The sequence below is a fragment of the Stutzerimonas stutzeri genome, from assembly GCF_000219605.1.
Classification (GTDB): domain Bacteria; phylum Pseudomonadota; class Gammaproteobacteria; order Pseudomonadales; family Pseudomonadaceae; genus Stutzerimonas; species Stutzerimonas stutzeri.
The window spans coordinates 4,077,986-4,090,024 of the sequence record NC_015740.1 but is presented as its reverse complement, the minus strand read 5'-3'; the positions used below and the strand labels follow the sequence as shown (position 1 = coordinate 4,090,024).

The window sequence follows — 12,039 nt, the reverse complement described above, 5'->3', positions numbered from 1 at the left end:
GTCGTCATTGGGGGCTCCATGCGCCTGATGCTGACCGAGCCATTCGAAAGCCTGTGGCAGGGCAAGGACCCCTTCGAAGAGGTCGAGCGTCTGCAGGGCCAGGTCTACCGGGAACTGGAAGGTCGCCGCACGCTGCGTACCGAGGTTGCCGGGCGCGGTTACTTCGTCAAGATTCATCGCGGCATCGGCTGGGGCGAGATTGCCAAGAACCTGCTCACGGCCAAGGCACCGGTGCTTGGCGCCGGCCAGGAATGGCGAGCCATACAGCGCCTCAAGGAAGTCGGCGTGCCGACCATGACCGCGGTGGCCTATGGCGAGCGCGGGGGCAATCCGGCAAGCCAGCACTCGTTCATCATCACGGAAGAACTGGCGCCGACTGTCAGCCTCGAGGATTTCTCGGCGAACTGGCGCGACCAGCCACCACCGCCGGCACTCAAGCGCGCCCTGATCGCCGAAGTCGCCCGCATGGCCGGCACCATGCACCGCGCCGGGGTCAATCACCGCGACTTCTACATCTGCCACTTCCTGCTGCACACCGACCGTCCGGTGACGGTCAGCGATCTGCGCCTGTCCTTGATCGACTTGCACCGCGCCCAGACTCGCAGTCACACACCTGTTCGCTGGCGCAACAAGGATCTGGCCGGGCTGTACTTCTCGGCCCTCGAGATCGGTCTGACCGGCCGCGACAAGCTGCGCTTTCTGCGCGATTACTTCCAGCGGCCGCTGCGTGAAGTCCTGCGCGACGAGGCTGCCCTGCTGGCGTGGCTGCAGCGCAGGGCGGAAAAGTTACTGGATCGTAAGCGGCGCTACGGGGATGCGCTTTGATGGCCGGCTGGACGCTGGACCCTGCGTACGCCGACCTGCATGATGATTTCGGCAGTGTCGCAAGCGTGTTCGCGCTGGAAGGTGAACGGCTTACCAAAGACCCACTTTCAGAAGTCATTCGTGTCGAGCGCAACGGGGTGCGCTATTACGTGAAACGCTACTCCGGTGCGGGCAAAGGCCTGCGGCGTTACCTCGGGCGACCGCGGGTCAAGGCGGAGTGGCAGAACCTGATGCTTTTTCGCCGTTGGGGCATCCCCACGGCGCCGATCGTGGCTTATGGCATGGAGCGGCGCGGCGGTGCTTTTCTCCGCGGCGCCCTGATTACGCGTGAATTGGAGCAAACCGATGATCTGGCTTTGCTGGCGACTACTCATGATGCCCGTCTTCGCGATCCGCGTTGGGTGCAGGAGGTCAGCCTGCAACTGGCGCGCTCGACACGAGCGATGCACGACCGGAGCTTCGCCCACAATGACCTCAAGTGGCGCAACCTGCTCGTCGATCCGCAGCGTCGTCTGTATCTGATCGATTGCCCTACCGGCGCCTTCTGGCATGGTCCGTTTCTGCAGCGGCGTATCGTCAAGGACCTGGCATGTCTGGACAAGGTGGCCAAGTACCAGCTCAGCCGAACCCAGCGCCTGCGGTTCTATCTGCAGTATTGCCAGCGAAAGCGACTGGTTGACAAGGACAAGCCGCGCATCCGGCAGATTCTGAATTATTTCCAGGGGCGGGAATGAACGATTTCATCGCGCAGGCCGATCGTCCAACGCTCGAGCGCCATGGCTTGGCGAGCTTCGATGCGCTCTGGTCGGTCCAGTTGTCGGCGGTGGATGAGCCCAATGTCGAACGCGGCGGCTGGAGCAGTGTTTTCAGGCTGGAGCTCGATGATTCGGCGTTCTACCTCAAGCGGCAGAGCAATCATCTGACCCGCACCCTGGCACGCCCGTTCGGTGAGCCGACCTTTGCCCGTGAGTTTCGCAATATCCGTCGTTATGCGCAGCTAGGCGTGCCGGCGCTTCAGGCCAGCTTCTTCGGGCAGCGCAAGGTTGATGGCGAAAGGCGTGCAATTCTCCTGACCCGCGCATTGGATGGTTGGATGGATCTGGACAGCTGGCTGAAACGATGGCCCGAGCTGAACGAACCTCGACGCCAGGCCATCATCGGTGCGGTCGGTGCGCTGGCGCACACGCTGCATCAGGCCGGCCAGATGCATGGCTGCTTCTATCCCAAGCACATCTTTCTCCGTGAGCAGGACGGGCATTGGCAGGCTTGCCTGATCGACCTGGAAAAAACCCGACCTCTGTTGTTAGGGCGGCGCGACCGGATCAAGGATCTGGAGCCGCTCGTGCGGCGTGCAAGCTGCATCGGTGACCAAGGCGTGCGGCACTTGCTGAATGCCTATCTGGACGATCCTCGCCTGGTCGAGCCATGGCTGTTGCAGTTGCAGCGGCGACACAAAGCCAAGGAGGCGCGCTGATGAGATTGGCCGATCTGACGGTCGCCGGGCGCGAGCCAGCCTGCCCTGCGCTCGTCGAGCTATCGGGTGAGGCAAGTCTGCATGTCGACTCGTGGCTGCGCATCCTGCCCGGGCAGCGCTATGTCGGTCGCGCGCGCTGGAACGGTCGCAAGGTCCTGGCCAAGCTGATGGTGGGTGGCAAGGCGCAGCGTCATTATCAACGCGAGCTGGCTGGTGCGAAGCTGCTGATCGACCAGCATTTGCCAACACCTGCGCTGGTGGGGCAGGGCTGGCACGAGGGTGAGGGTGGCTGGCTGCTGTTCGACTGGCTCGATTCCGCCAAAAGCCTGTGGGAGAGCTGGCGCTCCGTCGAGGCGGAGCCTGTGCTGACAGACGGGCAGCGTGGCGTGCTCGGTGAGGCGCTTGAGCTGATCGCCAGGATGCATGCGCAAGGCCTTTGGCAGGCGGATCTGCATCTGGATAACTTCCTCAAGGCCGACGGTCAGCTCTACGTGGTCGACGGCGGCGGTGTAAAGGCGGAGACGCCCGGGCGCCCTCTGTCGCGCGAGCGGGTGTTGGAGAATCTTGGCGTCTTCTTCGCTCAGCTACCGGCAGAGATCGAGCCGTTCATCGAAGAGCTGCTGGTGCCCTATCTGCTGACCAACAGCGAGCACGCCCTGCCGCTGGAGGCGTTGCTCCAGCAGGTTCACAAAGTCCGTGACTGGCGTCTAAGTGACTATTTGAAGAAGGTCGTGCGGGACTGCAGCCTGTTCAGTGCGAGCATCGGGGCGTTCAGGGCGCAAGTGGTTCGGCGTGACGAGCAGGCAGCGCTGCAGGCGGTGATCGATGACCCCAATGAATTCATCGCTCGAGGCAAGTTGTTAAAGGGCGGTGGTAGCGCGACGGTAGCCAGTATCGAGCTGGACGGCCGGGCCCTGCTTATCAAGCGCTACAACATCAAGAGTCCGCTGCATTGGTTGAAGCGCTTCTGGCGGCCGAGCCGCGCCTGGCACAGCTGGGTCGAGGGTAATCGGCTCGATTTTCTCGGGATCGCCACTCCTCGTTTGCTGGCCGTGATCGAGCGCCGCTGGCTGTGGATGCGCGGTCCGGCGTGGCTGATTACCGAATTGCTGCGCGGAGAAGATATAATTGCGCGTTTTCAGCCGTATCTGGATGGCTGTCCTCCAGAGCAGGAATTGGTTGCCCTGGACCGGCTGTTCGCGGCACTGATCCGCGAGCGAATCAGTCATGGTGATCTCAAAGGGCACAACCTGTTCTGGGAGCATGATCGCTGGTCGTTAATCGACCTGGATGCCGTGCAGCAGCATGGCAGCGATGCCAGCTTCGCTCGGGCGTATGCCAAGGATCGTGCGCGATTCCTGCGCAACTGGCCGACCGACAGCGCCCTGTACCGGCTGCTTGACCAACGTTTACCCGCGGTGCCCGGCACCAGCATCGAAGATTAAGAGGCAATACCCGTGGCATTGACGATTCTCGGCCTTTCCGGCGCCCTCAGTCATGATCCTTCCGCCGCCCTGTATATCGACGGCAAGCTGATCGCCGCCGTCGAAGAAGAGCGCTTCGTGCGCGACAAGCATGCCAAGAACCGCATGCCCTACGAGTCAGCCAAGTTCTGCCTGGAGCAGGCCGGCATCAAGCCGTCCGACGTCGATGTGGTGGCGATCCCGTTCGCCCCCATCAGCATCTTCGAAAAGGCGCGCTGGCACTATGCCAAGCGTTACTGGTACGCACCGGATCGCGCGCTGGATGCCATTCTCATGGGCAACCGCCGCTATTACCGCTACAAGAAACGCATCGAATGGTGTCTCCAGCAGCTGGGCTTCGACCTGAAGAAGGTCAAGATCCAACCGGTAGAGCATCACCTGGCTCATGCCTCCAGCGCCTATCACTGCTCCGGCTTCACCGAGAAAACCGCGATTCTCGGCATCGATGGCAAGGGCGAGTACGCCACCACCTTTTTCGGCTGGGGTGAGAACGGCAAGATCCACAAGATCAAGGAGTTCTACGACCCGGATTCCTTGGGCGGGCTGTATGGCGCGATCACCGAATACCTCGGCTTCGAGATGCTCGATGGCGAGTTCAAGGTCATGGGCATGGCGCCGTACGGCGACGCGGCCAAGTACGATTTCTCGCGCCTGGCGACCTTCGAGAACGGCGAGCTGACCATCAATACCGAATACGCCAACGTCATCGGCTTCCGTCGCTACAAGGAGAAGGGCAAGGGCTACTACTTCTCGCCCAAGCTGATCGAGTGGCTGGGACCCAAGCGCGAAGGCGATATCGCCGACGACCCGTACATTCATTACGCGGCCAGCATGCAGGCGCTATTCGAGAAGCTTGCGCTGGAGATGATGGACTACTACCTCGGTGACATCATCCGCGAGACCGGCAAGATTGCTTTCGCCGGAGGTTGCGCGCTCAACGTCAAACTCAACCAGAAGATCATCGCCCGCGAGGAGGTCAAGGAGCTGTTCGTCCAGCCGGCCTCCGGTGATGCCGGAACCGCTGTCGGTGCGGCGGCCTATGTGTCGGTGCAGCGCGGCGTTCCGGTAGAGAAGATGGAGCACGTCTACCTCGGCCCGTCTTATTCAAACGAAGATGTCATCGCTGCCTGTGCCCGGCATCCGAACAAGCCAGTGTTCAAGCAGATCGCCAACACCCCCGAGCGCATCGCCAGGATCATGGTCGACGGCAACCCGGTGGCCTGGTTTCAGGGGCGCATGGAATTCGGCCCGCGTGCGCTGGGCGGTCGCTCGATCATTGGCTGTCCGAGCGTGCCGGGCGTCGCCGACCGCATCAACGAGCAGATCAAGTTCCGCGAGCGTTGGAGGCCCTTCTGCCCGTCGATGCTCGATACCGTGGCGCCGCAGATGCTCAAGGTCGACCATCCGAGCCCATTCATGACATTCACCTTCGAGGTCAACGAAGGCTGGAAGGAGCGTGTCGGCGAGGTGGTCCATGAAGACGGTACCTCTCGCGCCCAGGTGCTCGAGCGCCGGCACAACCCACGCTGGTACGACCTGATGCTGGAGCTGGAAAAGCTGACGGGCAATGGTGTGTCGCTGAACACATCGCTCAACCGCCGTGGCGAACCGATGATCTGCTCGCCGACCGACGCGCTGAACATGTTCTACGGCTCGGACCTGCAGTACCTGATCATGGAGGACATCCTCGTGGTCAAGGACGGCAAGGATTGGTATGACGGCGTCTGAACAGTGGGTGCTGCAGTTTTGCCACAGCTATGACGGGCCCTTTCTCGATTGCGCGCGGCAATACGCCGCGCTTTTCAAGGGCACCCCCTATAAGGTCTGCACCGTCTACCTGACTGGAACTCCCTGCGAGAAGGTCGTGCGAGGTTCGGCGTCGGACGAAGTGCTGTTTCTCGACTACAGTAGCCGCGCCGTGCGTGGGCTGAAGTTGGGGGCGATCCGAGACATTCGCCGTATTGCCGCAACGCGCTCCTTCGAGTTCTGCATCGCCCATCGCTTCAAACCGGTTTATGTGGCGTTGCTCGGAACCAACCTTCCGGTCATTGGTGTCCACCACGCCTTTGGCGATTATCAGCGACGGCCACGTCAGCTGTTTGCCAATTTATATCGAAAGCGTTTAGCGCTACTCGGTGTGTCCAATGCCGTGCGCGATGATATTCGCGCCTGCCTCCCGAACTGGCCATCCGAGCGCATCGAGACGCTGTACAACCGCATCGATATCGAAGCGGTTCAGGCTGAGCAGGTATCCCGTGAAGTGGCTCGGGAGTACTTGGGATTGCCGCAAGGGGCATGGGTTGTCGGCAACGTAGGTAGGCTGCACCCGGACAAGGACCAGGCGACATTGATTCGAGGCTTCGCACTCGCCTTGCCGGACCTGCCAGTTGGTAGCCTGTTGGCGATCATGGGTAGCGGAAGGCTGGAAGCGTCACTGAAGTCGCTTGCGGTCGAGCTGGGTATAGCCGAGCGGGTACGCTTTCTTGGCCAGGTATCGAACGGGCGTAGTTACTTCAAAGCGTTCGACGTGTTTGCTCTGACCTCCGATCATGAGCCGTTCGGGATGGTGCTGCTGGAGGCAATGGCGGCGGGGGTGCCTGTTATTTGCAGCGAATGCGGGGGTGGGCAAGAGGTGGTTGGCAGGGGAGGGTGGCTTTTTGAGTTGGGCAATGTCGATGCACTAGCCTTACAGCTCAAAGCAGCGTCCCGTGAACGGCCGAAAGTCTGTCCCAAGCAATTATCGAAGTTTAGTGACGAAGTCGCTCGGCAAGTTTTTTTTAGGATGAAGTTTCACAGGGAATAACTATGCCTTTCTTTTTTTCTTGGTCTCGTCGCTTTCATTTAACGCGGGATAAGGGCTGCAGTTTTTATTTTTTGCAGGAAGCGGAAAAATGTTTGAGTCTGACTCATGATTATATTTTTACAGGTAAAGTCTATCCTGCATTGGACGTGGTTGAAGACGGGCGAGCGGTTTACCTATTGAGTCCAGAGCGAGCCGTACTTAAGTATAATTGTATTCGCCATTGGAAGTCTCGTCTGCGTAAGAGTCTCGCTTTTTTACCCTCAAAAAATAAATACTGTCTTTTGGATGAGTTTAGTAACTTGTCGAAACTTTCTAAAAGCAAGCTGGTCCCTCAGGTTTATGGGTAAGGGTTCCGGCGAGAAATGGGGTTGCTCAAGCACGAGTATCTGGTTATAGAGTACTTTGACGGATCCGTAAGCGTCGATCAGGCGTTGAGGAATAATCAGGTGGCCCCCGAAGTAATTTTGCCCAAGATTTTCGAGCTTTTTGAAAATATGCTGGGTCAGGGTTTTGTGCATATGGATCCACACCCTAAAAATATTCTGCTTGCCAAAGATGGAGCTCTTAAGCTCATTGACTTTGAGTGTTGCGCATTCGATGTGTCTGATCGCTCGTTTTGTCTGGCGTTCTGCATGGGGTATTTTTATCACTTCTGGTTTTATCAGTTTATGCGAGAGCAGGAGTATGATCAATTAGCTCGTGAGTTTGCTGGTGCTTCAGTGGTTCCTTTAAATAAAGATTTTTGGACTTATTATAACCATTTTAAGCGATGCAAAGTTTCTCGTTCGTTGCGGTATAAAGTCTTCCTCTCATTAAGCGCTAGGCGGGAGTTTTTGGCTCACTGTATAAAAGTTGCCCGAGATGAGCCTTAGGGATGGTCTGAAGTAGCCCTGTATTTCTGGCTGACTTCAGCCTCCGCCGATTTTGAAAGCGGTCAACCGATCAAAAACGATCAGATCGCCCGCTTATTTCTGTGTTTTTAGCCGCCGCGAGCACCTCGCAGCAGCCATTTTCCACATTACAGGCGCACCTCTCCTGCATTCGTCAGTAAATGTCGTCGAGCCATCCACAGATTCGACAGCGCGAAGAGTGTCACCAGTTGCGCGGTGTTCTTTGCCAGGCCACGGAAGCGCGTCTTCACATAGCCAAATTGGCGCTTGATCACCCGGAACGGGTGTTCGACCTTGGCCCGCACCTGGGCTTTGGCCTTCTCGATCTTGCGCCTGGCTTTGTAAAGCGGGCTGCTCTTGCCCAGTTTCTTGTAAGTGCTGCGCCGTGCCGCCACCTGCCAGATCACCTCACGACCATCATGTTCGGCACGCTTCTCGACACCGGTATAACCGGCATCAGCGCAGACCACGTTTTCCTCGCCATGCAACAACTTGTCGACTTGGGTAACGTCCGCCACGTTGGCGGCAGTGCCTACTACGCTGTGCACCAAACCCGACTCGTCATCCACGCCGATGTGCGCCTTCATGCCGAAGTAGTACTGGTTACCCTTCTTGGTCTGGTGCATTTCCGGGTCGCGTTTGCCGTCTTTATTCTTGGTCGAACTCGGCGCATTGATCAGCGTGGCATCGACGATGGTGCCTTGGCGCAGCGACAAACCTCGGTCGCCCAGGTAGCCATTGATCACGGCCAGGATGCCGGCAGCCAGTTCGTGTTTCTCCAGCAGGCGACGGAAGTTCAGGATGGTGGTTTCGTCGGGGATACGCTCCAGGTTCAGCCCAGCGAACTGGCGCAGGATAGTGGTCTCGTACAGCGCCTCTTCCATCGCCGGATCGCTGTAGCCAAACCAGTTCTGCAGCAGATGCACCCGCAGCATCGCCATCAGCGGATAGGCCGGACGGCCGCCTTCACCCTTGGGGTAGTGCGGTTCGATCAGGGCTATCAGCCCCTTCCAGGGCACCACCCGATCCATCTCGATCAGGAACAGCTCTTTGCGGGTCTGCTTGCGCTTGCCGGCGTACTCGGCATCGGCGAAGGTCATCTGCTTCATCGGAAAACTCGGTGAGTGGAGTCCGGGGATCTTGCCAAAATCAGGAAGTCTTCTTCAGAGTTTCCTTAGGGATACTAGGTACGTGGTGCTATGAAGATTCTTTTCCTTGTTCAATCTGAGCAGCGTGCCATTTTGGATCGTCTCTATGAGGGTATCCAAAGGAGCTGCGAATGCGACATTCGTTGGTTGGGGCGTGACGATCAGGCCAACCTCCGCCGCTATTTTCGTGACCATGTGGACGTGGCCAGATACGAGCGCATCCTGTTCTTCCTGCGCTTTAAGCAGGAAATTCGCCAAGTGGACTTTATCCGCAGTGTGCCGAATCTGGTGATTCTCGAACATGACGCCTACCAGAACTACATACGCTGCAAGTACACCGGCAAGTTCAGCGCGCACTACCACAAGCTGCCTTGGGCGCGGGTTATCAGCTCTGGATATGTGGTAAGTAAGCGTCTGCGTCAGGAAGGTGTCGATGCCGTGTTCGTGCCCAAAGGCTACGACCAAGCCCTGTTGCGCGACCTTGGATACGAGCGGGATATCGAACTGGGCTTCGTTGGCAGTACGAAAAGCGTCGCCTACAGCGGACGCAAGGCGCTGCTGGACGAGCTGGCGAAGGTCGAGAATCTGGTGGTGACACGCACCAATTCCGGAGAGGAGTATCTCAACACCCTCAACCGCATCCGCTTTTTCGTCAGCGCTGACGTGGGTATGGGCGAGTATATGATCAAGAACTTCGAGGCCATGGCCTGTGGCTGCGTGCTGCTGGCCTACGATCAGGGCGAGGAGGAAAACCGCGCGCTGGGCTTCGTCGACATGGAAAATTTGGTGCTCTACCGGACGGTCGTCGAGCTGTGTGACAAGCTGGCGCAACTGCGTGCCGATCCGGCTTGGGCAGCGAGGATTGCCGTCAACGGCCGGATGCTTGCGGATTCCACACCATCCGGCCACCCAGTCCACGCTCATCTGGCCAGGCATTCCACGGCCATCTGGCCACCTGTTCCACGGCCATCCGGCCGGGCAGTCGGAGCGCAGCGACGCAGGGGTTGCATTGTTAGTCTGAGGTGCCCGGTGTCGTCAATTTCTTCGTCTGTTTGCGCATCGATTCGCCCTTGAGGTTGATCCGATAAGCGTTGTGCACCAGGCGGTCGAGGATGGCATCGGCCAGGGTCGGATCGCCGATCAGTTCGTGCCAGTTGTCCACGGGCATTTGGCTGGTCACGAGGGTCGAGCGCTGGCCGTAGCGGTCGTCCAGTAGCTCCAGCATGTCACGGCGCTGTTCAACGGTGAACGGGGCCAGACCCCAGTCATCAAGGATCAGCAGGTCGGTCTTGGCATAGCCGCTCATCAGCTTGGCGAAGCGCCCGTCGCCGTGGGCTAGGCCCAACTCTTCCAGCAGGCGTGGCAAGCGCAGGTAACGCACGCTGTAACCCTCTCGGCAGGCCTGGTGGGCCAGGGCGCAGGCCAGCCAGGTTTTACCCACGCCGGTGGGGCCGCCGATGATCAGGTTGAGGCCGTCGCGTAGCCACTGGCCGCCGCTCAGTTGCAGGATCAGCGCCTTATCCAGCCCGCGCGGGCTGCGGTAGTCGATGTCTTCGAGGCAGGCGTTGTGCTTGAGCCGGGCCTGGCGCAGGCGGCTGCTGAGGCGCTTGTCGTCGCGTTCGGTCAGTTCGCGGTCGACCAACAGGCCGAGGCGTTCCTCGAAGCTCAGGCTGTTGATGTCGGGGGTTTTCAGTTGCTCGGCGAGTGCCTTGAGCATGCCGGTCAGGCGCAGGGTCTGGAGCTTGTCCAGGGTCGGATGGGGCAGCATGGTGGGATTCCTTGGGGTCAGTGGTAGTAGGCGGGGCCGCGCAGGTTGGCGTGGTCGTCCGGCAGCAGGGGCAGGTTGGCTTGAGCCAACGGCAGGTTTTCCAGCCCCTGGCGCAGGATCGATTCGAGGCTCTTGTAGCTGCACGCGCCGAGGCTGAGGGCGCGACGGCAGGCCAACTCCAAGCGCACTTCGCCATGGGTCTTGCCCAGGCGCAGGATGCCCAGGCAGGCCCGGTAGCCCTGCTGCGGATGGATGCGCCGTTCGAGGATGTGCCGGATCACGCCGGCCGTGTTCGGCCCGGTCTGCTCGGCCCAGCGGATCAGCCGCTGCGGCGTCCACTCGGCATGCTCGCGATGGCTCTTGGGCATGTGCTCGGCCTGCGTGCTGTGCCTGCCCTTGTGCATTGAGCGAAGGTGACTGGCCACCCGCTGATTGGCGTGGAAGCACTCCACCGTGCGCGCTGTCAGGCGTACTTCCAGTTGTTTCTTCACCAGTTGGTACGGCACCGAGTAGTAGTGCCCATCGACCTCGACGTGGTAGTCGATGTGCACCCGCGCCTTCTTCCACTCGGCGTAGACGTAGGGTTGCTCCGGCAGGGGGCGCAGCGCCGGACGATCCAGAGCTTCGAAGGCCGACTGCCGGGAGCCCGGCAGCTTGCGAAACGGTCGTCGGTTGAGCCGCTCCAGCAATAAGGCGATGGCGCTGTTGAGTTCATCCAGGGAGAAGAACTGCCGATTCCTCAGCGCGGCGAGGATCCAGCGCTCGACCACCTGCACGCCGACCTCGGCCTTGGCCTTGTCGCGCGGTTTACGCGCCCGCGCCGGCACCACCGCCACGCCATAGTGCTCGGCCAGATCGCGGTAGCTCGGGTTGATGTCCGGCTCGTAGCGATGGCTCTTACTCACCGCGCTGCGCAGGTTGTCCGGCACCACGATCTCCGGCACGCCGCCGAGGAAGGCAAAGCAGCGGGTATGCGAGCCCAGCCAGTCCGGCAGCTGCTGCGACCAGGTGGCTTCGGCGAAGGTGTAGCTGGACGCACCGAGCACCGCGACGAACACCTGCGCCTGGCGGATCTCGCCGCTGTGGCGGTCGATCACCGGCACCGTCTGCCCGGCGTAGTCGACGAACAACTTCTCGCCGACGCGGTGCTCCTGGCGCATCACCACGTCCAGCTTGCCCTGCCAGGCCCGGTAGTGCTCGCAGAACCAGCTGTACTGAAAGCCTTTCGGCTGGCTCAGGCGATACTCCTGCCAGAGCAGCGCCAAGGTCACGCCCGGCCGGCGTAGCTCGGCATGCACCCAAGACCAATCAGGCAGTGGCCGCTGCTCGCTGGGCACTGCCGGCGCCGGTGGGAACAGCTGCTGTTCCAGCTCGGAATCGGACAACGAACAGGGCCAACTGAGGCCGCTGGCGGCAAAGCGGTTGAGGTAATCGCCGACGGTGACACGACCGATCTGCACGCTGACCGCAATCTGGCGAGCCGATAGCCCGACCTCGAACTTGAGACGAAGTACTTCGCGAATCTTACGCATGGATAAACGCTCCACGACGACCTCTCTGCTTCGAAAAAGAGGTCGATGGTAGTGAAGAAATCCTGCGTAGCTGCCTACCCGGTTGGGTGGCCGGATGGCCGTGGAATCAGTGGTC

10 protein-coding genes and 1 pseudogene are annotated in these 12,039 nt (G+C 60.1%); 8 read left to right on the top strand and 3 right to left on the bottom strand.

Annotation, left to right across the window (positions count from 1 at the left end; translation table 11 throughout):
- The first annotated feature begins 18 nt into the window (after nt 1-18).
- The 7 genes from rfaP (at nt 19) to PSTAB_RS21660 (ending at nt 7,458) form a co-directional block, all read left to right on the top strand.
- On the top strand, nt 19-825 hold the full coding sequence (gene rfaP, locus PSTAB_RS18860; RefSeq protein ID WP_013984223.1) for a lipopolysaccharide core heptose(I) kinase RfaP: 807 nt from the start codon (nt 19-21) through the stop codon (nt 823-825).
- A complete protein-coding gene (locus PSTAB_RS18855; RefSeq protein ID WP_013984222.1) occupies nt 825-1,559 on the top strand; it encodes a lipopolysaccharide kinase InaA family protein in 735 nt (244 codons plus the stop codon). The genes rfaP and PSTAB_RS18855 overlap by 1 nt, the downstream gene beginning before the upstream one ends.
- A complete protein-coding gene (locus PSTAB_RS18850) occupies nt 1,556-2,299 on the top strand; it encodes a lipopolysaccharide kinase InaA family protein (protein WP_013984221.1) in 744 nt (247 codons plus the stop codon). The genes PSTAB_RS18855 and PSTAB_RS18850 overlap by 4 nt, the downstream gene beginning before the upstream one ends.
- Nucleotides 2,299-3,744: a lipopolysaccharide kinase InaA family protein gene (locus tag PSTAB_RS18845; RefSeq protein WP_013984220.1), complete on the top strand. Its 1,446-nt coding sequence runs from the start codon at nt 2,299-2,301 to the stop codon at nt 3,742-3,744. The genes PSTAB_RS18850 and PSTAB_RS18845 overlap by 1 nt, the downstream gene beginning before the upstream one ends.
- A gap of 12 nt (nt 3,745-3,756) precedes the next feature.
- Nucleotides 3,757-5,511, top strand: coding sequence for a carbamoyltransferase family protein (locus tag PSTAB_RS18840; RefSeq protein ID WP_013984219.1), 1,755 nt, complete (start codon nt 3,757-3,759; stop codon nt 5,509-5,511).
- Nucleotides 5,498-6,586: a glycosyltransferase gene (locus tag PSTAB_RS18835; RefSeq protein ID WP_013984218.1), complete on the top strand. Its 1,089-nt coding sequence runs from the start codon at nt 5,498-5,500 to the stop codon at nt 6,584-6,586. The genes PSTAB_RS18840 and PSTAB_RS18835 overlap by 14 nt, the downstream gene beginning before the upstream one ends.
- A gap of 362 nt (nt 6,587-6,948) precedes the next feature.
- Complete coding sequence (locus tag PSTAB_RS21660; RefSeq protein ID WP_148263426.1) at nt 6,949-7,458, top strand: AarF/UbiB family protein; 510 nt, start codon at nt 6,949-6,951, stop codon at nt 7,456-7,458.
- 146 nt (nt 7,459-7,604) lie between these two features.
- Here PSTAB_RS21660 and PSTAB_RS18825 read toward each other — a convergent pair whose 3' ends face one another.
- Nucleotides 7,605-8,585, bottom strand: a complete 981-nt coding sequence (locus PSTAB_RS18825; RefSeq protein ID WP_013983409.1) for an IS5-like element ISPst7 family transposase — start codon at nt 8,583-8,585, stop codon at nt 7,605-7,607.
- A 90-nt stretch (nt 8,586-8,675) separates the two neighbouring features.
- Here PSTAB_RS18825 and PSTAB_RS21450 point away from each other — a divergent pair.
- Nucleotides 8,676-9,512 (top strand): annotated as a pseudogene (locus PSTAB_RS21450) (glycosyltransferase family protein); the annotation flags it as partial.
- A gap of 124 nt (nt 9,513-9,636) precedes the next feature.
- On the opposite strand, the gene istB reads toward PSTAB_RS21450, so the two are convergent.
- Nucleotides 9,637-10,392: an IS21-like element helper ATPase IstB gene (istB, locus tag PSTAB_RS18815; protein WP_013981287.1), complete on the bottom strand. Its 756-nt coding sequence runs from the start codon at nt 10,390-10,392 to the stop codon at nt 9,637-9,639.
- 17 nt (nt 10,393-10,409) lie between these two features.
- Entirely contained in the window at nt 10,410-11,924 is a 1,515-nt protein-coding gene (gene istA, locus PSTAB_RS18810) for an IS21 family transposase (protein ID WP_013981288.1), read from the bottom strand.
- Nucleotides 11,925-12,039 lie beyond the last annotated feature (115 nt).